Raw genomic sequence first — 20,456 nt, 5'->3', positions numbered from 1 at the left:
GAAGGTCCCGGGAACGCAAGCGCCCCCCACGCACCCGCCAGAGCCGACCTACCCTTGCTGCCTTCCGGCCCTGGGGGAGTTCAGTCAGATAGCGCCGCGTGAGGGGCTGCGCCCACAGTACCCGATGCGGGCCCGCGATCAGTACCCGATGCCGGCCTGCGAGCAGACCCGATGCGGGCCTGCGGGAACGGGTTCGTGAGCACCCCCCACGGTCATGTAATGTTTGCGGCGGAGGATTCGCCTAGAGGCCTAGGGCGCACGCTTGGAAAGCGTGTTGGGGGCAACCCCTCACGAGTTCGAATCTCGTATCCTCCGCAGTCGCCTGACCAGGCATACCGAAGAGCTGGACCACTCCTTGTGGTCCAGCTCTTCGGTATGCCTTGGTTGCAGTTTCGGTTGCATTTATAGACGACATTTAGGACATTACCTCAAGCAGGAACGGCGCACGCTCACGCCCTATGGGCCGACCGGCGCCGACTGCGGGGAGCCACGCCATCTGACGGGATAGGCCACGACGGTTACCGGCAGCCAGGACCCACACGATGGCCCGGTGCGACTCTGGCCTCGGCGGATCCACGCGGATCTGTCCATGGTCCCGGGACGATGTCGCGGTCAAAGCCCGATCATCAGGGCCTTGCTGCCGCACAGCCGGGTCATGTCATCGACATCCGACGTGAGGATGGCGACCGGGCCAGGCTGACGCAAGGCCGCTTCCGCCACGGTGGCGTCGATCGCGTACTTGTGTCCGTGCAGACCGGCGCCCTTGAGCAGTTGGGCCGCCGCCTTGGCCGCTGCCTCCGTGACCGGCTCCACCTTGACCCGGGAGAGCGCCCATTGCAGTCGGGGCAGGTTCACCCTGGCGTGACTCACCTCCACAATGGTGTTGGCGCTGACGACAAGGTCCGCTCCCATGTCGTGGAACACCTGGAACATCGCCAGAATTCTCCGGTCCTGCGCCACCCAGGCCGACAGCCCCTCGCTGTCCAGGACGACGGTCTCGATGTGCCCGCTCACGCGGCGCTCGCGCCGCCGGCGGCCGACGTCGTACCGAAGATGCGCGCCCGCGCCTCGGCCAGCTCTTCCTCGCTGAAGGCCCCGTGCTCGTCTGTGTGGCTGCGCAGGTCGGCCCCCAGGAGCTGGTGCCGGATCTGCCTGGCGACCGCTTCGGCCACGTAGCCGGAGATGTTGTCCGTGATCTTCTTCAGCTCCGCCACCTGCTCAGTGGGGAGTGTCACCGTGATGCGCGTGGTGTCAGCCATAGCCGCAAGCATACTGCGGTATGCGCGGTACGTGCTGTCTGTTCCCGCAGTCGGTCCGGTCAGCGGCAGTCGGGGCGACTGTCCGTTCGAGCAGGGGCTCAGCTGGGCAGTTGTACGACGCGCCAGTTCAGCGGGCCCAGTAGCGGTATGCCTCGATCCATTGCCAGCCCTCGGGGGCGGGTTCCGGCAGCGGCAGGTCCAGAATTCCGATGTCCTGCCGGACCGACCCCCGGGCGCAGCGTGCGACCACGCGTCCGTCCTCAGCCAGATCGACACCGACCACGCTCACCTCGACGCCGAGAACAGTCGTGGTGAAGGGCACGGCAAGGCTCTCCTCGATCATCGTGAAGAAGCCGGTGAGCTGCTCGTCCTCGCCGTAGGCGTCGACGGTGGCCTCTTCGATCAACGCCTCCAGTGCGGCTGGGGCCCAGGGACTCATGGCCTCACCGTAGCGCTGCACCGTACGGCTGAGGACCGGTGTGTTCAGCAGCGGCGTATCCGTCGTGGCACCGTCGCCAGCAGTCAAGCCAAGGCTCGCGGTTGCCAGCGTGTGACGTTGCCTGGTGGGGTTCGGTAGTGAGCGGCCCAGGGGAGGGTCCCGGCAAGCGACAGGGGCGGAAGAGAGTGGCACGAGTCGTCGTACGAGAGCCGAGGCCGAGTACGGGCGCGAGGGGCGCACCGCCACTGGCCCCGGCAGGAAACATCCGCCATCGTGAGGGAGCTGCTCGACGACGGCTGGGCGGCGGTGTTCCTGCCCGGTGAGCCCGCCCGCCTTGGGCGGCTGCTGCTGTGGAAGCCGACCGGGGCAGCAGCCGGAGACAGTATGGCGCCCACCGGCCTTGAGACCGAGGCGGTGGAGCTGGTCCTGCCGCACGGCCGCTCGGTCAGGCGGCGCAGGGTCGAGGGTTACGCGCTGCCTGTCGCCGTCGCTGTCTCCGCCCTGACCAATGCGGAGCCGACGCATCCCTCCGGCGCCGCCTGGCAGGCCGCCACTCGCTTCGCGCTGCGGCTGCTCGCCGACGGCCGCCTCCACCCGACCCCCTCACCCCCGCCGGTTACGACACCTGGCAGGTGGGTCCCTTCACCGCCGCCCAGCGCCGGACGCTGGACGCCCTGGCCGCCGCCTTCCCGCCACACGCCCACTGCCTGCCCGAGCCTGGCCCTGCTCCGGTACGGATCGCCGAACCGGCCGCACTGGTACGCCAGTTCTGCGACGCGGTCGCCGATGATCTGGTCCGTACGCCGGCCGCGCCGCTCGCCATGGGAGCGTTGCCGTACGCCTGGCGCGAGGCCCGCGCCGTGCCCACCTTGCGTGAATGGACCGAGGAAACTCAGGCGGCGCTCACCGCCGAGGTCAGTGCCTCCCTGCGCGTCGACGTACCCGAAGGACGCCGACGGCAGTTCCGGGCCGTCCTGCAACTGCACACCGCGGCGGACCCGGCGCTCGTCGTCGAGGCCGCACGGCTGTGGAGCGAGCCGGCCGAAGTGGAGCGGCTGCTCGGCCCACGCGCCGAGACCGAGACCCTGCTCGCCCTACGCCGCGGCGCCCGCGCCTGGCCCCCGCTGCGGAGGCTGCTCGACGATGCCGCTCCCGATCAGCTCCGGTTGAGCGACGACGAAGTCTTCGAACTCCTGGGGGATGCCACGAACGCGCTGCGCGCGGCCGGTGTCGACGTGCACTGGCCGCGCGACCTGGTCAAGGCGCTCACCGCAACCGCGGAGATCGGGCAGCGCACCGCCCCCGGCTCCGCCGCGGGCGGCCTGCTGGACACCGAGGCCCTTCTCGACTTCCGCTGGCAGATCTCCCTCGGCGGCGAACCGCTCACCGAGGCCGAGATGGATGCTCTCGCGGAGTCACGCCGCCCCCTCGTCCGGCTGCGCGACCAGTGGGTGCTCGCCGACCCGAATCTGGTGGCCCGTGCCAAGCGCCGCCGGATGGAACCGCTCACCCCCATGGAGGCGTTGAGCGCCGCGCTGACCGGCGAAGTCGAGCGGGACGGTGACCGGGTCCCCTGTGCGGCGGTCGGTGCGCTCGGCGACCTGGTCGCTCGTATCCGCGATCCCGAGTCCCGCACCCTCGTGCCCCAGCCCGCCGCCCTCAAGGCCACGTTGCGCGAGTACCAGAAGCGGGGCCTGGCCTGGCTGGCCGAGATGTGCGCACTCGGGCTCGGCGGCTGTCTCGCCGACGACATGGGCCTGGGCAAGACCATCACCTTGCTCGCTCTGCACCTGCACCGCCAGAGCGACCCCACCACCGCGGGCCCCACCCTTGTCGTCTGCCCGGCCTCCCTCCTCGGCAACTGGCAGCGCGAGGCCGCCAGATTCGCACCGCTCACCCCCGTACGCCGCTACCACGGCGGCGACCGCCACCTGGGGGACCTGGCCGACGACGAGATCGTCCTGGTCACCTACGGGGTGCTGCGCCGCGACCGCGAGGTGCTCGACGAGACAGCCTGGTCGCTGGTGGCCGCCGACGAGGCCCAGCACGTCAAGAACCCTTACGCCGTCACCGCCCGCGAGCTGCGTGCCCTGCCCGCCCGCGCCCGCGTCGCTCTCACCGGCACCCCCGTGGAGAACAACCTCTCCGAGCTGTGGGCACTGCTCGACTGGACCACCCCCGGGCTCCTCGGCTCACTCACCGCCTTCCGTGACCGGCATGCCCGCGCCGTCGAGGCGGGCGAGGATCCCGAGGCAGCCGAGCGCCTGTCCCGTCTCGTACGTCCCTTCCTGTTGCGCCGTAAGAAGTCGGACCCCGGCATCGCGCCCGAGCTGCCGCCCAAGACCGAGACCGACCACGTCGTTCGGCTGACGGCCGAGCAGACCAGCCTGTACGAGGCCGTGGTCCGCGAGACCATGGCGAGGATCGCGGAGTCGGAGGGCATCGCCCGACGCGGTCTGGTGCTCAAGCTGCTCACCGCGCTGAAGCAGATCTGCAACCACCCCGTCCAGTACTTGAAGGAGCCCTCGTACGGGAAAGAGCACAGCCTGCGCCAGGCCGCTCCCCTGCGGGGCCGCTCCGGCAAGCTCGACCTGCTCGACGAACTTCTCGACACCATCACGGCCGAAGGCGAATCCGTGCTGGTCTTCACGCAGTACAAGCAGATGGCGGCTCTGCTGGAGAGGCATCTCGCCGAGCGCGGCGTCCCCACTCTCTTCCTGCACGGCGGCACGCCCATCGCGCGGCGCGAGGAGATGGTGGACCGCTTCCAGCGCGGTGAAGTGCCGGTGTTTTTGCTGTCGTTGAAGGCGGCGGGCACCGGGCTCAATCTCACCCGCGCCACTCACGTCGTGCACTACGACCGCTGGTGGAACCCGGCCGTCGAGAACCAGGCCACCGACCGCGCCTACCGCATCGGCCAGGACAAGCCCGTCCAGGTGCACAAGCTCCTCGCGGAGGGAACCGTGGAGGACAAGGTGGCGAAGCTGCTCGAAGCCAAGCGCGCCCTCGCCGACGCCGTCGTCGGCTCCGGTGAGGCGGCCCTGACCGAACTGTCCGACGCCGACCTCGCCGAACTCGTCGCCCTGGGAAGGCAGTCATGAGCCCCGTCGTCCCCGGCCCGCGCCGTGCACCCGGCCGCGGTAAGCGCGCCTTCGCCGCGACCTGGTGGGGCCAGGCATGGGTGGCCGCCCTGGAGGACTCCACCCTGGACGCCGGACGGCTCTCGCGCGGACGCACGTACGCCCGCAAGGGCATGGTCGGACCGGTCATCGTCGCTGCGGGCAAGGTCAGCGCCGCGGTCCAGGGCAGCCGCCCGCGCCCGTACCGCTCCTCGGTCCATCTGCCCGTCCTCACCGACGCCCAGTGGGACACCCTGCTCGGCGCGATCGCGGCCCGCGCCGGACATCTCGCGGCGCTTCTCGACGACGAGATGCCCGCCGAACTCGTGGACGACGCTCGGCACGCGGGCGTCCCCCTGCTCCCCCTGCCCACCGAGCTCGATCCGGAGTGTTCCTGCCCCGACTGGGGACACCCCTGCAAGCACGCCGCCGCGCTCTGCTACGCCATCGCCGCCACCGTCGACACCGACCCGTTCGTGCTCTTCGCACTGCGCGGCCGCGGGCGCGAGGAGGTCTTCACCCGGCTGCGCGCACTCCGTACGGCGGCGCAGGAGACCGCCGCCCCACCGGCACCGGCCGGCATCCCGGCCGCCGCCGCGTACGCGCACTGGGCCGAAGGGCGCCCCGAACTGCCCGGACTCCCGGAACCCGCCGCCCACACCACAGCACTGCCCGTCGCCCCGCCACCCGGCAGCGGCCTGGACGCCGCGGACCTGGAACGCCTCATGGCCGACGCCACCGCGCGCGCCGCCCGGCTCCTCGCGGGCGACACCGCCGACCTGCACCTGACCCAGCACCAGGACGCCGTCCGCATCGCCGCGAGCAACCCCGGGCCCGAGTGGTTCCACCACCTGAGCCGGAACACCGGCACCAAACCCACCGCCTTCGCACGCCTCACCCGCGCCTGGCGCCACGGCGGCCCCACGGGCATCACCGTCGCCGAACAGCCCCACACTCCCGACCCGACGGTGATGAAGGCCGCCCGCACCGCCCTGGAAGCGGCCCTCGCCGAGATGACCGACTCCCCCACCCACCTCAGAGCCTGGCGCAACCGCCTCACCCTCACCCACCACGGCATCCAGCTACGTCTGGGCCCCGACGCCCGCTGGTACCCCTACCTCCAGGACGACGACAGCGAATGGTGGCCCGCGGCACAGGCAGCCGACAGCGACCCGGTCACCGCGCTCACCGCGGTCTGGTCGCAGAACGGGGAGTAACGAGGCGATTCCCGCTGACCAGGAACCACGAGCAGAAGCCGGACACACTCACGCTGTCCGCTTCCGTGGTTGCAGTTCTGGTTGCATTCACCACTGTTCAGCACCGTCCAGGACATGCTCGCAGCGCCGCTCCGGCGCAGGTCAGAACGCTCCTGATCGTCCCCGTACCCCCAGACGAACATTTGGAAAGCGTGTTGGGGGCAACCCCTCACGAGTTCGAATCTCGTATCCTCCGCCAGTGCCTCACCGGGCACGATGTCGAAGGGCCCCGCCGCTTGCGGTGGGGGCCCTTCGTCGTTGTCCGCCCCGCCACGGGACGCCGGATCGACCCGGGGCCGGACGCCGCGACGAGCGGAAGCGGGACGCCGGGACGAGCGGAGGCGGAACGTCGGAGCGAACCGTGGTCGGCCGCCGTCACCAAGGACGGCTGCGGCCCCGGCCATGGAAGACGCAGGTCACGGGCAGCGCGGCCCGGATTCCGCCCGCGCGCGGCCGGTGCCGGCCGCACCCCCGCCGGATAACGGATGTGCACGGCCGCAGCGGACCGGAGGCACTTGGGCGCATACTGGGGACAATGACAAAGCCTGCTGCACCCAAGCGTCACTTGCCGACCAGCCCCTTCAAGGCCCCGGCCGCACCGGCTCCCAAGCATTTCGCCGTGGGCGACCAGGTCACACACGACATGTACGGCCTCGGCCGCGTGATCGGCGTCGAGGAAGGAATCGCGGTGCTCGTCGATTTCGGCTCGGCGCAGATGCGGATCCTGAGCCCGTACGCCAAGATGACCAAGCTGTAGACCGCTGTGCCCGGTCACGGCACGCCGGGCCCCGTCAGGGGCCTGTAACGAAAGAGAGACCTCTCATCGAACCGACGTCGCTGTTCTCCGCTCCGGAAGGCCAGCCCCGCAGTTCCACCGCGGGCTCGCCGCGTCCGACGACGAACCCCTTCCAGGCCCCGGACTTCGGGGACGACGAGACGCTCTGGACCGAGGACGCCGAGGCCCCGGGCCCTGACAGCGGCTCGGACGGGCGCCCCGCGCGGCGCGCGGCCGCCTAGCTCCTCCCGGGCGCGCCGCACGGCCGTCGGGCCCTGTGCGGCGCCCGCCTCCACCACTGGCGGGCGCCCGCGTCGGCGCCCGTCCCGCAACGCGGGAGGTGGCGCCCGCGTGGCCTGCTTCACCGAGCACCGCCGCTCCGGCAGCCGGACGGTTCACCGGCCCTGCTGCGCGAGCGCCTCGGACACGAGGTCGCGGCACTTCGTGTGATTGATCAACAGCGGGGCGAGGAACGCGCCCGCGTAGCGCGCGTCCACCACCTCGCCCGACAGCGCGCCGAGTTCCCGGCTGAGTCCGGCCGCCCGTCGCAGGAGTCTGCCGGGGCCGGCATCGGGGTCGTGCGCTGTGGCGAAGCCCCGCCGTGACATCACCATCACCGGACGGGCGATGAGCCGGTTCCCGTGGACGCCGACAGCCGGCCGCCCGCCCTTCGGCTGTCCTCGGACATGGTGCGCAGCCGTGGCGGCTCCGCACCGGTCAGCCGGAGTGCCAGGACGCCGTTCACCGGCACGCCCTCCGCGGTCACCGCGACCTCGCCACCCATAGACGCGTGATACGTGCGGCCTTGACCACCGAGAAGCCGCTGCCGGGCCGGAGTGGTCGCGTCAGCGCGTCACCCGTAGCGGTGCCGACACCGTCACCTGATCGAGGTCCGAGACGCGGACCGTCGCCTTCATCGTCCAGGTACCGGGCAGGGGCAGGGTGAAGGAGGGGGCGGACCAGTAGCCGCCGCGGTCGGTGACCCGCGTGTCCAGGGGTCCCAGGTGCCGGGACGGGAGCGTGAGGGTGAGGCGGAGTCCGGGGACGGCGGAGAGGCCGCCGTCGGAGCCGTAGATCACCGCCTGGACGGAGTTGGTGCCGACGCGGCCGGGGTCCAGGGTGATCTGGACCGTGCCCCGGCCGCCGGGGGCCCCGGTGTCGAAGGGGATCGTGATGACGGACGCCGTGGGGATGCCGGCCGTCGCCTGGGCGCCGGACGACACGGAACCGGTCGCCGCGCGGCCTGGCACGGTGCTGGTCAGCAGTGTCGTCAGGGCCAGCACCAGCACGGCGGCCATCGCCTCCGCCAGCACCGACCGCCGCAGCAGGTGGAGGGGGACGGCGGGGGGAGGCTCCGGGGGGAGTAGGGGCAGCGGGGGGCCCGTGGCCGGTTCGGGGACGCGCTGACGGACGGGGGCGGCGGCGGCCCGGGTCAGGCGGGCGGTCCAGGTGCGGGAGCAGGCCGCCGCCAGGAGGAGGGCGGCGACCGCGGCCAGCTTGGCCAGGAGGGTACGGCCGTACGTCGTGTCCGTCAGGGCCTGCCAGGAGCCGAGGCCCCGCCAGGACTGGTAGACGCCGGTCAGCGTTAGGACCGTCACCGAGGCGGCGGCCAGACGGGAGAAACGGGCCGGGACCGAGGCCGGCAGACCGGCCGGCGCCGGGGTGTGCCGGAACGTCCACAGGAGGGCGGCCAGGCCGCCGAGCCACGCCGCCATGGCCAGCAGGTGCAGGGTGGAGGAGACGATCGCCGCGGGGACCTGGATACCCGCCGAGGCGTGGTCGGACGCCGACCAGGTCAGGGACAGGGCGACGGCGAGGACCGCGGCTGCCGCGAGGCCGGCCCTGCGCGGGAGCCGCGCACGCCTGATTCTCGGCGGGGCCGCGAAGATCGCGGCCGCAAGCGACAGCAGCGCCAGCCGGACCAGGAGGAGCTGACCCGGGCGGGTCGTCGCCGTGTGGGTGAGGGCGGAGAGCCTGAGGGCGGTGGCCGGGGAGGCCGCCTCCTCGTAGGGGGCGCGCAGGAGGTACAGCGCGCCGGTGGAGAGGACCAGCGTGACCGTGGCGGCCAGGGCGGGGGCGCGCAGGTGGGCCGTCGTCGGCGGACGGCAGTACGCCACGAACGCGGCCGTACCCAGGAGCAGGGCCAGGGAGAGGTAGGCGAGGTAGCGGGCGATCGTGTGGAGGGCGGTCGTCGCCCCGTTCTCCGTGCCGTCCGGGGGCGGGGCCGCCGGGGTCGCCGTGCGCTTGCCGACCGAGAAGGTGAGGGCGCCGGACACCGGGTGGCTGTCGGCCGACACCACCCGCCAGGCGACCGTGTACGTGCCGGTGGCCGCCCGGGCGGGCAGGGACACGCGGGCCGTGTCGGAGCGGCCGGGGGCGTGGCCGGCGGGCCCGGTGCGCAGCCGGTGGTTACGGGGGTCGTACACCCGGAAGGAGTCGGTCAGCAGGCCGACCGACTCGGTGAAGGTGAGGGTCACGTGACGGGGTGCCGTACGCAGGACGGTTCCGTCGGCGGGATCCGTGGCGCGCAGGACGGCGTGCGCGGAGGCGGGGGCGGCCGTGCCCAGCACCAGGCCCGGCAGGAGGCCGAGCAGGAGGGCCGGGAGCAGCAGGAGCGCCGGGAGGGGGCGCCTTGTGGCGCTTGGGATGTGTTGCCGTTCCGGTCGTCGGTGTCCGTCGCGCAGCACCGTCGTCAGCCTCCGTCCCCACGACCATGTGCACCCGTGCCAGTGCCTCGGTAGGGGTACGGGTGGGAAGGCCCGTCCGCTCACCGGGCGGCCGGGTGGCCTTCGCGCCGTCCACCACCGGAAGGCCGGGAAGCGGCGGTGGGCCGGGGCTCCGGGTCCGTGGTGGGCGGTCGGCTCCTCGGGTGTCGTCACCCGGGGAAGGCCGCCGCCCGGTCGAGGAACGCGAGTTGGGCGTGCTTCTGAGGCAGGTGCACCTCGGGAAGGTCGATCTCGGGGAGGACGACCGCGGGGCCCCGGCGGAAACCCTGGCGTTCGAAGCGGGCGAGCGCCTTGGCGTTGCGGACGTCCGGGTCGACGACGATCCGGTGCCGGTCCAGGACCCGGAGCGCGAACGTCGTCATCGCCGTCAGCAGGGCCGAGGTCCAGTTGGTGTGCGGGCCGTCGGGGCCGGCGGGGGCGAGGAGGAGGTGTACGCCGAGGTCGCCGGGGCGGACGTCGTAGCACTCGCCCACGCGGTCGGCGGCCGGCTCGTACGTCTGGAGGAGCGCGGCCGGCCGGTCGTCCTTGGTGACGAGGTAGGCGTGGTGGGTGTCCAGGGTGGCCATGTGGGCGTAGATCTCGGCGACCTGCGCCTCGGACAGGCCGTTCATGCCCCAGAACGCGGCCCGTTCCTCGCTCACCCAGGCGTGGACCGGCCCCGCGTCGCCCTCCGGGTCGAGGGGACGGATGCGGACGGTGCCGTAACCGTCGATGTGCTGGATGTGCAGATCAGTCATCGGTCTCCTCGGGGGTGAGCAGGGTCCAGTCGGTGACGACCGGGGCGAGGTCTCCCCCGAGCCACAGGGGGAGCTGGTCGCGGTTGTGGGCGGCGCCGGGGACACCGTCGGCTCCGAAGGGGACCACCCAGCGGCTGTTGTCGCGGTCGGCGAGGTCCCAGACGTAACGGGCGGCCGGGCCGCGGGCGGAGCGGTCGGTGAGACCGGGGACGGCCGAGGTGCTGAGCACGCAGTCGTGGTCACCGGCGAGGCCGGGAGCGGTGGGGCCGGGAGCGGTGGGGCCGGGAGCGGTGGAGCGGGGGGTGTCGGGGACGGGAGTGCCGGGGACGGGAGTGTCCGGGCCGGTGGGCGGGTCCGTCGGCAGTGCCCTCCAGGGGGCCAGCCGGTGGGTGGCCGACCAGGGGCCGGTGGGCGGTGCGGCGGCGACCTCCTCCAGGGCCGCACGGACCGCCGCGGCGCGGTCGATGCCGTACAGGCTCTCGGCGCGCAGCAGGTGTTCGAGGGCGTAGCCGACGCGGGGCATCAGGGCCAGCCACGGAAGCAGGACGTCCGGGTAGGCCGGGGGCGCGGTGAGCGGGGCGAGGGCGGGGTGCGCGGCGAGGTGGCGTACGACGGCGCCGCGCACCGCCGCGTACACCGCCGCGTCGGTGCTGTCCGCCTCCATGCGGCGGTCCCAGGCGAGGAGGCGGTCGCGGAGGCCGGCGGCGGCGGGGGTGAGGCCGGTGAGGGCGGCGAGGTGGTCCAGGAGCGGGCCGGCGGAGGCGAGGTGGGTGTCCGTGTGGATCGCGGCCATGTCGTCGGCGGTCCAGGTGCGGCGCGCGTCGAGGAGGGCGCGGATGCGGGCGGCGCGGTGGGGTGGGGCGAACTCGACGCCGAGGGGGGCGGCGAGGCCGCGTTCGTTCGCCATCACCGCGATGCCGTCGGCCGGGGCGGCGTACGGCGTCTCGTGCGTGCCCTGCCATGCGTGGCCGGGAATCCAGGCGGGGACCGGGTGGAGCCGGTTGGCCTCGGCCCGTGCGGGGACGCGGCCGGCGACGCGGTGGAGGGTGCCCCCCTCGGTGTCGGCGGCGTGGACGACGTTGACCGGTTCGGCCCAGGCGTCCAGGGCCCGGTCGACGTCGGAGACGGTGCGGGAGCGGAGGAGCGGGAGGAGGGCGCCGAATCCGAGGTCTTCGGTGACCCGGGGCGGGTAGCGGAGGGCGAGCGCTTCGACCAGCCCCCCGGCGGGACTGCCGCTCCCGCCCGGCCCGGCCGTACGGCTCTCGTCGGCGGTGGGCGGCCCCGGGGGTACGGCCGTACCGTCGGCGGCCTCGGGCCCGTGCGCCCCGTCCGGCGTGCCGTCGAAGCCGTCCGGGCCGCCGGCGATGACCGGGCCCCGGGCGGTTTCGACGATCTCCAGTACGAGCGGGGGTCCGCCGGCGACCTCGACGGTCTCGGTGTGCCGGGCGGCGCGGTGCCAGGTGCCGTCCGGGGAGAGGGCCTCGACGCCGGCGCCCGTACGGCGCAGGCGTTCGCGGTAGAGGTCCTGGTAGTCGGCCATGGCGTTGGTGATGGCCCAGGCGACGGTGCCGGTGTGGCCGAAGTGGGCGATGCCGGGGACGCCGGGGACGGCGAGGCCGACGACGTCGAACTCGGGGCAGGAGAGGCGGAGCTGCTGGTAGACGCCGGGGTCCTCGATGAAGCGGTGCGGGTCACCGGCGATGAGGGCGTGGCCGCTGGCGGTGCGCTCGCCGGTGACGAGCCAGCCGTTGCTGCCGGCGGTGCCGGGGCCGTCGGCGGCGAACAGGCGGACGGCGTCCGGGCCGAGGTGCCGTATCGCGTGCTCGCGCCAGAGCTTGGCGGGGAAGCCGGCGAAGAGGATGTGGGTGGCGAGCCAGATGCCGAGGGGCGTCCAGGGCTGCCAGCGGCCGGGCGCCAGGCCGGTGCGGGCGAACTCGGGGGCGCGGCGGGCGCCCGCGGGCAGGCCCGCGTTGACGCCGTCGACGTACGCCCGGACCCAGTCGGCCGTCCCGGGGTCCCGGCGCTCCAGGGCGGTGAAGCAGCGGCGGGCGGTGTCGTCCAGCCGGGCGCGGCGGGCGAGGACGTCCCAGGAGACGGCCGGGGCGCCGAGGAAGGCGGCCGAGGTGCCCTGCGCGCGGTGCCGTTCGACCTCCAGTTGCCAGGCCCGGTCGTGGGCGGTGACCCTGCCCTGGGCGTGGGCGAGTTCGCGGACGCCGGACGCGCGCAGGTGGGGGATGCCCCAGGCGTCGCGGTAGGTCTCGGTGGTCACCCGGGAACCCCTCCCTCTCTTTAGGTTAGCCTGGCCTAAGTTTTTGGGGGAATCGTACGCGAGCGGCGGAGGGGTCATGGGGCAGGGGCGGGGTTGGGAAGGCACGGTCCTCAGGCTGCTGGGCGGCAAGGATTTCCGCTGCACGGTCCTCGACGCCGAGGACGTCACCCCGCGCTACCGGCGGCTCCGGCTCAGCGACGGCGGGCTCCTCGCCGCGGCCGGCGTCCACCCCACGATGTGGGTACGGCTGTGGTTCGCCGACGCCGGCCGGCCGCACCAGCGCGCCTACACCCTGGTCGACCCCGACCCGGCCGCCGGCACCTTCGGCCTGGAGTTCGCCCTGCACGAGGGCCGGGCCTCCGACTGGGCGCGGGCCGCGCGGCCCGGCGACACCGTCGAGGCGACCGTGCAGGGCACCGGGTTCCGGCACCCGGATCCCACGCCCTCGCATCTCGTCGCGATCGGTGACCCGGCCTCCCTGCCCGCCGTCAACTCGCTCTTGGCCGCGCTGGGTCCGGTCCCGGCGACCGTCTGGTTCGAGGGCGACCCGGCGGGACTGCCCGGGCCGGCCGGCCGGGCCCCGCACGAGATACGGCCGGTGCCGCGCCGGGACGGGGGTGCCCACCTGGTGGAACGGGTCCGCGCCGAACTGCCCGCCGCCCTCGCCGGCACTCCCGACCCGTACGTCTGGATCGCCTGCGACACGGCGACGACCCGGACGCTCGCGGGCTACGTCCGCAGGGAACTGGGCGTGCCGAAGCAGCGGGTGCACGCGCTGGGGTACTGGCGCGCGGACTGAGGGACCGCGCGGGATCATCGACCCATGGACGTCACCCTGCACCTCGCCCAGGAGCCCGCGGCCGACGCGCTGCTCGGGCGCTCCCCGCTCGCCGCGCTGACCGGGATGCTGCTGGATCAGCAGGTTCCGATGGAGTGGGCGTTCAAGGGGCCCCGGACCATCGCGGACCGGCTCGGCACCGAGGATCTGGACGCGCACGAGATCGCGGCGACGGATCCGGAGGCGTTCGCCGCGGTGCTCGCCGAGAAGCCCGCGGTGCACCGCTATCCGGGTTCGATGGCCAAGCGGGTGCAGCAGTTGTGCCAGTACCTCGTCGAGCACTACGACGGGGACGCCGAGGCGGTCTGGCGGGACGCCGGCAGCGGGGCCGAGCTGCTGCGGCGGCTGGAGGACCTGCCGGGGTTCGGGAGACAGAAGGCGCAGATCTTCCTGGCCCTGCTCGGCAAGCGGCTCGGGGTCGCCCCCGAGGGCTGGCGGGAGGCCGCCGGGCCCTACGGCGAACCGGACTCCTTCCGCTCCGTCGCCGACATCACCGGCCCGGAATCATTGGCCAAGGTCCGCGCGTACAGACAGGAGATGAAGGCGACGAAGAAACAGAGCCGGCCCCCGAGGGACACGGGCAACTGAGGCGGCCAGCCCCCGCGCACCCGCACCCACCCCCAGCCGCACGGGAACGCCGTTCACCACCCCGGCAGGCGCGAGCCCCAACTACCCACGGGCGGCGCCGTACTACCGTCGCCGTCGGGCCGTGCCGAACAGGGAACGGGTGATCTCCCGCCCTAGCTGGGTGCCGACCGAGCGGGCCAGCGACTTGAACACGCCGCTGCTCACGACCTGTTCGGCCAGCGACGGCTCCTCCCGCGGTGCCGCCCCCTTGTGCTTCGGCTCGCGCGCCGACGGCGCCTCCGCCTCCGCCGCCGCCCGGCCCACGCTCAGCTTCTCGTACGCCGACTCGCGGTCCACAGCCTGTGCATAACGTCCGCGGAGCGAGGAGCCACGGACCGCCCGGTCCAGCGCGGCGGCCGGCAGCTCCAGCACGGAGACGATGCCGCGGCCGTCCTCCGCCGTGCGCAGGAGGCCGGCCGTGTCGAACTCCGGCTCGCCGAAGAAGTCCGCCGCGCCCTCCGCCTCGAAGGCGGTCAGCGCGCGCAGGAAGACCCCGGCCGTGGCGCCGGACAGCCCGCCGATGTTCCTCAGCTCGTCGCCTTCCTCGTCGGAGGCGAGGAAGGCGACGACCGCGCGCAGGTCCTTGAGGTCGATCAGTTCCAGGCCCTTGGTGTCGGCGTAGTGGAAGACCAGGCCAAGGGACTGTTCCTGGGTCGGGTTCAACTGGAGCACCTTGGCCAGCAGCACCGGCCCGAAGCTGGTGACGGTCGCCCGTACGGGGATGCCGTGGCCGAGGCCGCCGAGCGCCAGGAACTCCGCCGGGAATCCGGCCGGGGTCCAGTCCTGGCCCACTTCCGCGGCCCGGCCGCGCACCCGGTCGCCGTCCTGGCCCGGCCGGGTGCGCGGCCGGACAGGTCGCCCTTGATGTCCGCGAGGAACACCGGCGCGCCCGCGTGACACCGTCCGTCCCACAGGGAGGGCGCCGAGGTCGAGGGCGGGGCCGGTGAAGGCGTACCCGGAGGCGATCGCGCGGGCCCCGGCGGGCAGCGCGGCGGACTGTTGCGGGCCGGCGGTCGGCGCCTTGTCGCTGTCACTCATCCACGGCCCCTGTTCCCGTAGTAGCCCGTTTGCCTGATTTGTTCCATCTTTTCAAGCGTGGCACTCGGCCACCATGGCTGCGCCCGGAACGTCTTGACCGGTAGGCTTTCCGTGTGATCTTCAAGCGCATCGGAAACGGCCGGCCGTACCCCGACCACGGCCGGGAAAGCACCCGGCAGTGGGCGGACGTCGCGCCGCGCCCGGTCCGCCTCGATCAGCTCGTCACCACCAAGCAGCAGCTCGATCTGGAGACCCTGCTGGCGGAGGACTCGACGTTCTACGGCGACCTCTTCGCGCACGTCGTGAAGTGGCAGGGCGACCTGTATCTGGAGGACGGACTGCACCGCGCGGTCCGCGCCGCGCTCCAGCAGCGCCAGGTGCTGCACGCACGCGTGCTCGAACTGGACTGACGCGGCGCGACACGGCCGTTGGCCCTTTCGGGTTCCGCTGGGCGGCATGAGCTGATCATCTGATAGGCATCGTCGCCCGGGCGCACTACGCTGCGTTCATGAGCATGCTGACTCCCCCCGGCATGGGCGGCCGGTACCGCATCACGGGGAACACCTACCCGCGGATGCGCCCGCCCCGGCGGCACGTCAGGCTCGTGGCCGTCGTAGTGGCGTCGGCCGCCGTGCTCGGCCTGACCGGCTGGGGCACCCTGCAGCTCATCGACGTCTTCTCCGGCGACAGGAAACCCGCGGCCGGTTCCGCGGCGGACTGCCGGCTCAAGGCCGCGGCGGCCCCGGCGGCCCGGGCCGTGGCGCTGCCCGCGCCCGGCCGGATCAAGGTGAACGTCTACAACGCCACCCGGCGCACCGGACTCGCCAAGGACACCGCGGACCAGCTACGCAGACGCGGCTTCCGGATCGGCGCCGTGGGCAACGCGCCAAAGCAGTTCGACAAGAAGGTCAAGGGCACGGGGCTGCTCCTCGGCCCGGCCGCCGCGCGGGACACCTCGCTGCGGGTGCTCGGCACCCAGCTCGGCGGGGCCGGCCTGAGCACCGACGCGGGCCGCAAGGGAACCGACCTCGACCTGGTCATCGGGGACGCGTTCAAGGGGCTGACCGGGCAGGCGTCCGCCGACCGGGCCCTCGCCGAGCTGAACGCACCCGCGGCCTCCGCCGCGCCCTCGTCCGCGGCCACGACGAAGAAGGGCTGCGCGGCGCGGTAGTACCCGCCCCGTGCAGCCCTCGTGCCGTGGTCGTACCCGCGCGGCGCCTACTCCGCCGCGCCGTACAGCCGGTCCCCCGCGTCACCCAGACCCGGGATGATGTAGCCGTGCTCGTTGAGGTGGTCGTCCACGGCCGCCGTGACGACCGTGACCGGGGTGCCGGCCAGCTCGCGCTCCATGACCTCGACGCCCTCGGGGGCGGCCAGCAGGACGACCGCCGTGACGTCGTCGGCGCCGCGCCTGATCAGCTCCCGGATCGCCGCGACCAGGGTGCCGCCCGTGGCCAGCATCGGGTCCAGGACGTACACCTGGCGGCCCGAGAGGTCCTCGGGCATGCGCGAGGCGTACGTGGAGGCCTCTAGCGTCTCCTCGTTGCGGATCATGCCCAGGAAGCCCACCTCGGCGGTCGGCAGCAGCCGGACCATGCCGTCCAGCATGCCCAGACCTGCGCGCAGGATCGGCACGACGAGCGGGCGGGGGCGGGCGAGCTTGACGCCGGTGGTCTGCGCGACCGGCGTCCGGATGCCCACCGTCTCGGTGCGCACGTCCCGCGTGGCCTCGTAGGCGAGCAGGGTGACCAGCTCGTCGGCGAGCCGCCGGAAGGTCGCGGAATCGGTGCGCTGGTCGCGCAGCGTGGTGAGCTTGTGGGCGACCAGAGGGTGGTCGACGACGTGGAGGCGCATGCCCTAACGGTACCTGCGCCGCGCGCCCCCTCACGCTGGCGTCAAACCGGCCGTCCGGGGGAAAGTGGGTAGGACGGACAGGGGTGGTGTGACGTGTCTGACCTGCCTGACAAGCGTATGGACGTTCTCGGGGCCACCGGCGGAGCGGCCGGTTCCGGGAGCGAGTCCTCGAGAACCGGTCCCGACGCGCCCGAGAGCGCGGCCGACCGCCGGCGCCGCCGCGCCCAGTTTCTGCGCGATCTCGCCGAGGCCCGGGAACTGCGCGCCCGCGTCCAGCCGCGGCGCGCCAAGGTCGCCCGATTGCGCCACGCGATGCGAATGCGCACGTTCCGCCGATAGGCGGGCCGCCCGGACGGGAGCCGCGCAGGCCGGGCCCGGTGCGGACGTCCGGAGGACGGAGATCCAGCCCGCACCGGTGTCGGTACGGCGGGCATGCGTGAGCGCCGGGGAAAGCCGCGTACGATCCGCAGGTGGCGGCAATGAGCGCGCTGGTGGACCGATCACCGATCCCGGTCGAAACAGCCAGACACAGGGAGCCGAAGACGTCCCCTGGACGCCTTGTTTCTGCCACGATTCCGAGTGGGTGGGGCTCGGGGCCCAGGCTCTCCCCTCCCACGTACCTCCGCCGGGGGGACCCCCAACCGGCACGCCTATGACCAGTGGGAGAGTCACGGTGTACTTCGCCGCACTGCTCGCGCGCACCGAAGACGGGTGGGAAGCGAGCGACACGGAGCTGGACGATGTGGAGACCCTGTCGGATCTGGCCGACCTGGCCCGGGAAGCCTCTCCCGACGAGGACACCGTGCTCGTCCTGATCGAGCAGGAGGACTCCTGGTTCGGAGTCTTCCGCGTGGACGGCGAGGAGGACCCTCGCATCTACGTGTCGGACGCCGCCGCCGCCCGGCGCAGCGCGTACGGCGAGCTGCTGCTCACCGACGAGCTGCTCGGCCGGGAGCCCGGCTCGGACGACGGCCCGGATCTGGACTCCCTGGACCTCGACGGCACGGAGGACGGCGAGTCCGAGGACGCCGAGGACGCCGAGGAGGACGGCACCCCCGGCGCCGACTCGGTGCCGCACAGCCCGGTGGGCGACAGCGAGATCCTGGAGGACCTGGGCATCGGCGAGAAGCAACTGCGCGCCCTGGACGCCGACGACGCGCTGAACACGATCGCCGAGGCCCTGGGCGCCTCGGAGGTGCTGGAGACCGTCCGCTGACCGCGATCCAGGACCCGCGGGGCACACCGGACCCGGTACGCGACCGCTGGCGGCCCGCGATGCGGCTCGCCCTGGACGAGGCCGGGCTGGCCGCCCGGGGCGGTGACGTCCCGGTCGGCGCGGTCGTGCTGTCCCCGGACGGTACGACCGTACTGGGGGCCGGGCACAACGAGCGCGAGGCCACCGGTGATCCCACGGCCCACGCGGAGGTGCTCGCGCTCCGGCGGGCCGCGGCCCGGCTCGGGGAGTGGCGGCTGACCGGCTGCACGCTGGTCGTCACCCTGGAGCCGTGCACGATGTGCGCCGGCGCACTGGTCCAGTCCCGGGTGGACCGGGTGGTGTACGGCGCCCGGGACGAGAAGGCGGGCGCCACGGGTTCCCTGTGGGACGTGGTGCGCGACCGAAGGCTCAACCACCGCCCGGAGGTCATCGAGGGCGTCCTCGCGGCGGAGTGCGCCCGGCTCCTCACCGGGTTCTTCCGGGACCGCTGAATCACGATTTCAAACCCGGCCGCACCGTGCTGTAAGGTCTCCCTCGGTAGCGTGTCCGAGCGGCCGAAGGAGCTCGCCTCGAAAGCGAGTGTGGCGCAAGTCACCGAGGGTTCAAATCCCTCCGCTACCGCTTGCAGAAAGGCCCCGCCCCACGGCGGGGCCTTTCTCGTGTCCCGGGCCCGACCGCGCCGACGGGCTGTCGGCGGTGGGGGAAGGCGCGAAGGTTACACTCGCCGCCGGCAACAGGGGGCCCTCGGGGCACTGGCACAGGGGAGGCCGCGATGGCGGTGAACGCCAAGAAGATCGCCGTGTACGTGCTCGTGGTCTTCGCGCTGTACGTGATCATCACAGACCCGGCCAAGGCGGCCGACTACGTGCAGATAGGCTTCGAAGGCATATCGGACGCGGCCAGCGCCATAGGCGACTTCATGACCTGGCTCGCCAACGGAGGAAAGAGCTGAGGTACGTCCCATGATCCGTCATCTGGTCCTCTTCAGGCTCAACGACGGCGTCGGACGCGACGATCCGCGCGTGGTCGCGGGTGTCGAGGCCTTCCGGGCGCTCGGCGGACAGATCGAGGAGCTGCGGTTCTGGGAGTGCGCCTGGAACATCAGCGACCGGCCGATCGCCTACGACTTCGCGATCAACTCGGCCGTCGAGGACGCCGACGCCCTGCGGCGCTATCTGGAGCATCCGGCCCATCAGGCGGGCGTCGCGCTGTGGCGCGAGTTCGCCACGTGGGTGATCGCCGACTACGAGTTCTGAGCCCTTCCCCCGTGAAAGCCCCCCGCCGGAACGGCGGGGGGCTTTCACGCGTCTTGAGCCCCAACTTGTCAGTATTTGAGCACAACACGGGGTTATGCGGTGCTTGCACACAGTGCACATGTCTTGTGATGCTATGACAGCTTTTGACGGATGATTGACCGTGAAGAGGTGGCGTTGACCGTGTCGGCCAGTACTGCGCCGCCCCAGGAGGAGGCACCTGCTCCGCCCCCGCCGACCCCCGAGAGGCGCCGGGGCGCGGACACCCGGGCCCTCACCCAGGTGCTGTTCGCCGAGCTGAAGACGCTCACCCCGGGCACGCCGGAGCACAACCGCGTGCGGGGGGCGCTCATCGAGGCCAACCTCCCGCTCGTGCGCTACGCCGCCGCCCGCTTCCGCTCCCGCAACGAGCCGATGGAGGACGTCATCCAGGTCGGCACCATCGGCCTGATCAACGCCATCGACCGCTTCGACCCCGACCGGGGGGTGCAGTTCCCGACCTTCGCCATGCCGACCGTCGTCGGCGAGATCAAGCGGTACTTCCGGGACAACGTCCGCACGGTCCACGTCCCCCGCCGGCTGCACGAGCTGTGGGTGCAGGTCAACAGCGCGACCGAGGACCTGACCACGCTCCACGGCCGCTCACCGACCACCGTCGAGATCGCCGACCGGCTGCGGATCAGCGAGGAGGAGGTGCTGAGCTGCATCGAGGCGGGACGCTCGTACCACGCCACCTCGCTGGAGGCCGCGCAGGAGGGCGACGGGCTGCCCGGACTGCTCGACCGGATCGGTTACGAGGACCCGGCGCTGGACGGCGTGGAACACCGTGACCTGGTCCGCCATCTCCTCGTCCAGCTCCCCGAACGGGAACAGCGCATTCTCCTGCTGCGCTACTACAGCAATCTCACCCAGTCCCAGATCAGCGCGGAACTCGGCGTCTCCCAGATGCATGTCTCGCGGCTGCTCGCCCGCAGCTTCCAACGGCTGCGTTCCGCGAATCGGATCGACGCGTAGACCCGCGGACCACGCGACCGCCGAACCGTCGCACAG

21 protein-coding genes, 2 tRNA genes, 1 other RNA gene and 2 pseudogenes are annotated in these 20,456 nt (G+C 72.8%); 15 read left to right on the top strand and 11 right to left on the bottom strand.

Features of this window, described 5'->3' with window-relative positions; genetic code table 11:
• Positions 1–12 precede the first annotated feature (12 nt).
• An RNA gene (gene ffs / locus D9753_RS18465) (signal recognition particle sRNA small type) lies at positions 13–111 on the bottom strand.
• Positions 112–230: 119 nt separating this feature from the next.
• Here ffs and D9753_RS18460 point away from each other — a divergent pair.
• Positions 231–315 (top strand) — tRNA-Ser (locus tag D9753_RS18460).
• 297 nt (positions 316–612) lie between these two features.
• Here D9753_RS18460 and D9753_RS18455 read toward each other — a convergent pair.
• The 3 genes from D9753_RS18455 to D9753_RS18445 form a co-directional block, all read right to left on the bottom strand.
• Positions 613–1,014: a DNA-binding protein gene (locus D9753_RS18455; protein WP_121788004.1), complete on the bottom strand. Its 402-nt coding sequence runs from the start codon at positions 1,012–1,014 to the stop codon at positions 613–615.
• The gene (locus tag D9753_RS18450) at positions 1,011–1,259 is read right to left on the bottom strand and encodes a hypothetical protein (protein ID WP_058850160.1); all 249 of its coding nucleotides are present in this window, start codon (positions 1,257–1,259) and stop codon (positions 1,011–1,013) included. The genes D9753_RS18455 and D9753_RS18450 overlap by 4 nt, the downstream gene beginning before the upstream one ends.
• Before the next feature lie 127 nt (positions 1,260–1,386).
• Entirely contained in the window at positions 1,387–1,698 is a 312-nt protein-coding gene (locus D9753_RS18445) for a calcium-binding protein (RefSeq protein ID WP_121791148.1), read from the bottom strand.
• Between the two features lie 273 nt (positions 1,699–1,971).
• Between D9753_RS18445 and D9753_RS18440 the strand changes: the two are divergent.
• The 3 genes and pseudogenes from D9753_RS18440 (at position 1,972) to D9753_RS18430 (ending at position 6,830) form a co-directional block, all read left to right on the top strand.
• Positions 1,972–4,799 (top strand): annotated as a pseudogene (locus tag D9753_RS18440) (DEAD/DEAH box helicase).
• The gene (locus tag D9753_RS18435) at positions 4,796–6,034 is read left to right on the top strand and encodes an SWIM zinc finger family protein (RefSeq protein ID WP_240468212.1); all 1,239 of its coding nucleotides are present in this window, start codon (positions 4,796–4,798) and stop codon (positions 6,032–6,034) included. The pseudogene D9753_RS18440 and the gene D9753_RS18435 overlap by 4 nt, the downstream one beginning before the upstream one ends.
• Before the next feature lie 574 nt (positions 6,035–6,608).
• Positions 6,609–6,830 carry a hypothetical protein gene (locus D9753_RS18430; protein WP_121788003.1) on the top strand — a complete coding sequence of 74 codons (222 nt, stop codon included), beginning with the start codon at positions 6,609–6,611 and terminating at the stop codon, positions 6,828–6,830.
• A 413-nt stretch (positions 6,831–7,243) separates the two neighbouring features.
• Here D9753_RS18430 and D9753_RS18420 read toward each other — a convergent pair whose 3' ends face one another.
• The 5 genes from D9753_RS18420 to D9753_RS18405 form a co-directional block, all read right to left on the bottom strand.
• Positions 7,244–7,462, bottom strand: coding sequence for a hypothetical protein (locus D9753_RS18420; RefSeq protein WP_121788002.1), 219 nt, complete (start codon positions 7,460–7,462; stop codon positions 7,244–7,246).
• Positions 7,462–7,632, bottom strand: coding sequence for a hypothetical protein (locus D9753_RS36590; protein ID WP_163010730.1), 171 nt, complete (start codon positions 7,630–7,632; stop codon positions 7,462–7,464). Before D9753_RS36590 ends, D9753_RS18420 begins: the two co-directional genes overlap by 1 nt.
• Positions 7,633–7,693: 61 nt before the next feature.
• Positions 7,694–9,496 carry a copper resistance CopC/CopD family protein gene (locus D9753_RS18415; RefSeq protein ID WP_240468472.1) on the bottom strand — a complete coding sequence of 601 codons (1,803 nt, stop codon included), beginning with the start codon at positions 9,494–9,496 and terminating at the stop codon, positions 7,694–7,696.
• 227 nt (positions 9,497–9,723) lie between these two features.
• Entirely contained in the window at positions 9,724–10,311 is a 588-nt protein-coding gene (locus D9753_RS18410; protein ID WP_121788001.1) for a GNAT family N-acetyltransferase, read from the bottom strand.
• Positions 10,304–12,580 (bottom strand): penicillin acylase family protein, encoded by a 2,277-nt coding sequence (locus D9753_RS18405; protein WP_121788000.1) that lies wholly within the window; start codon positions 12,578–12,580, stop codon positions 10,304–10,306. Before D9753_RS18405 ends, D9753_RS18410 begins: the two co-directional genes overlap by 8 nt.
• A gap of 76 nt (positions 12,581–12,656) precedes the next feature.
• Here D9753_RS18405 and D9753_RS18400 point away from each other — a divergent pair, with 76 nt between their 5' ends.
• Positions 12,657–13,379, top strand: coding sequence for a siderophore-interacting protein (locus D9753_RS18400; protein ID WP_121787999.1), 723 nt, complete (start codon positions 12,657–12,659; stop codon positions 13,377–13,379).
• Between the two features lie 24 nt (positions 13,380–13,403).
• Positions 13,404–14,006: an HhH-GPD-type base excision DNA repair protein gene (locus D9753_RS18395; protein WP_121787998.1), complete on the top strand. Its 603-nt coding sequence runs from the start codon at positions 13,404–13,406 to the stop codon at positions 14,004–14,006.
• A 102-nt stretch (positions 14,007–14,108) separates the two neighbouring features.
• On the opposite strand, the pseudogene D9753_RS18390 reads toward D9753_RS18395, so the two are convergent.
• Positions 14,109–15,083: pseudogene (locus D9753_RS18390) on the bottom strand (helicase HerA-like domain-containing protein).
• Positions 15,084–15,196: 113 nt separating this feature from the next.
• Here D9753_RS18390 and D9753_RS18385 point away from each other — a divergent pair.
• Positions 15,197–15,493, top strand: a complete 297-nt coding sequence (locus D9753_RS18385) for a type II toxin-antitoxin system VapB family antitoxin (RefSeq protein WP_004943146.1) — start codon at positions 15,197–15,199, stop codon at positions 15,491–15,493.
• A 98-nt stretch (positions 15,494–15,591) separates the two neighbouring features.
• Positions 15,592–16,254: a LytR C-terminal domain-containing protein gene (locus tag D9753_RS18380; protein ID WP_240468211.1), complete on the top strand. Its 663-nt coding sequence runs from the start codon at positions 15,592–15,594 to the stop codon at positions 16,252–16,254.
• Positions 16,255–16,301: 47 nt separating this feature from the next.
• Here D9753_RS18380 and upp read toward each other — a convergent pair whose 3' ends face one another.
• Positions 16,302–16,937: a uracil phosphoribosyltransferase gene (gene upp / locus D9753_RS18375; RefSeq protein ID WP_121787996.1), complete on the bottom strand. Its 636-nt coding sequence runs from the start codon at positions 16,935–16,937 to the stop codon at positions 16,302–16,304.
• A gap of 93 nt (positions 16,938–17,030) precedes the next feature.
• On the opposite strand from upp, the gene D9753_RS18370 reads away from it, so the two are divergent.
• The 7 genes from D9753_RS18370 (at position 17,031) to D9753_RS18340 (ending at position 20,420) form a co-directional block, all read left to right on the top strand.
• Positions 17,031–17,276, top strand: coding sequence for a hypothetical protein (locus D9753_RS18370; RefSeq protein ID WP_121787995.1), 246 nt, complete (start codon positions 17,031–17,033; stop codon positions 17,274–17,276).
• 334 nt (positions 17,277–17,610) lie between these two features.
• Complete coding sequence (locus D9753_RS18365) at positions 17,611–18,153, top strand: tRNA adenosine deaminase-associated protein (protein WP_121787994.1); 543 nt, start codon at positions 17,611–17,613, stop codon at positions 18,151–18,153.
• 59 nt (positions 18,154–18,212) lie between these two features.
• Entirely contained in the window at positions 18,213–18,644 is a 432-nt protein-coding gene (tadA, locus tag D9753_RS18360) for a tRNA adenosine(34) deaminase TadA (protein WP_240468210.1), read from the top strand.
• 45 nt (positions 18,645–18,689) lie between these two features.
• A tRNA-Ser gene (locus tag D9753_RS18355) sits at positions 18,690–18,774 on the top strand.
• A 151-nt stretch (positions 18,775–18,925) separates the two neighbouring features.
• Positions 18,926–19,105, top strand: a complete 180-nt coding sequence (locus D9753_RS18350) for a hypothetical protein (RefSeq protein ID WP_121787993.1) — start codon at positions 18,926–18,928, stop codon at positions 19,103–19,105.
• Positions 19,106–19,115: 10 nt separating this feature from the next.
• A complete protein-coding gene (locus D9753_RS18345; protein ID WP_121787992.1) occupies positions 19,116–19,409 on the top strand; it encodes a Dabb family protein in 294 nt (97 codons plus the stop codon).
• 150 nt (positions 19,410–19,559) lie between these two features.
• Complete coding sequence (locus D9753_RS18340) at positions 19,560–20,420, top strand: RNA polymerase sigma factor SigF (protein WP_121787991.1); 861 nt, start codon at positions 19,560–19,562, stop codon at positions 20,418–20,420.
• The last annotated feature ends 36 nt before the right edge of the window (positions 20,421–20,456 follow it).

This window comes from Streptomyces dangxiongensis, from assembly GCF_003675325.1.
Taxonomy (GTDB): domain Bacteria; phylum Actinomycetota; class Actinomycetes; order Streptomycetales; family Streptomycetaceae; genus Streptomyces; species Streptomyces dangxiongensis.
This window is presented reverse-complemented; position numbering and strand designations above follow the sequence as displayed.

Coding starts and splice junctions, on each gene's coding strand:
- D9753_RS18380 (WP_240468211.1), top strand. CDS start 15,592: ATGAGCATGCTGACTCCCCCCGGCATGGGCGGCCGGTACCGCATCACG.
- D9753_RS18430 (WP_121788003.1), top strand. CDS start 6,609: ATGACAAAGCCTGCTGCACCCAAGCGTCACTTGCCGACCAGCCCCTTC.
- D9753_RS18445 (WP_121791148.1), bottom strand. CDS start 1,698: ATGAGTCCCTGGGCCCCAGCCGCACTGGAGGCGTTGATCGAAGAGGCC.
- D9753_RS18435 (WP_240468212.1), top strand. CDS start 4,796: ATGAGCCCCGTCGTCCCCGGCCCGCGCCGTGCACCCGGCCGCGGTAAG.
- D9753_RS18395 (WP_121787998.1), top strand. CDS start 13,404: ATGGACGTCACCCTGCACCTCGCCCAGGAGCCCGCGGCCGACGCGCTG.
- D9753_RS18420 (WP_121788002.1), bottom strand. CDS start 7,462: ATGGTGATGTCACGGCGGGGCTTCGCCACAGCGCACGACCCCGATGCC.
- D9753_RS18400 (WP_121787999.1), top strand. CDS start 12,657: ATGGGGCAGGGGCGGGGTTGGGAAGGCACGGTCCTCAGGCTGCTGGGC.
- D9753_RS18450 (WP_058850160.1), bottom strand. CDS start 1,259: ATGGCTGACACCACGCGCATCACGGTGACACTCCCCACTGAGCAGGTG.
- D9753_RS18340 (WP_121787991.1), top strand. CDS start 19,560: ATGATTGACCGTGAAGAGGTGGCGTTGACCGTGTCGGCCAGTACTGCG.
- D9753_RS18350 (WP_121787993.1), top strand. CDS start 18,926: ATGGCGGTGAACGCCAAGAAGATCGCCGTGTACGTGCTCGTGGTCTTC.
- D9753_RS18410 (WP_121788001.1), bottom strand. CDS start 10,311: ATGACTGATCTGCACATCCAGCACATCGACGGTTACGGCACCGTCCGC.
- tadA (WP_240468210.1), top strand. CDS start 18,213: ATGCGGCTCGCCCTGGACGAGGCCGGGCTGGCCGCCCGGGGCGGTGAC.
- D9753_RS36590 (WP_163010730.1), bottom strand. CDS start 7,632: ATGGGTGGCGAGGTCGCGGTGACCGCGGAGGGCGTGCCGGTGAACGGC.
- upp (WP_121787996.1), bottom strand. CDS start 16,937: ATGCGCCTCCACGTCGTCGACCACCCTCTGGTCGCCCACAAGCTCACC.
- D9753_RS18345 (WP_121787992.1), top strand. CDS start 19,116: ATGATCCGTCATCTGGTCCTCTTCAGGCTCAACGACGGCGTCGGACGC.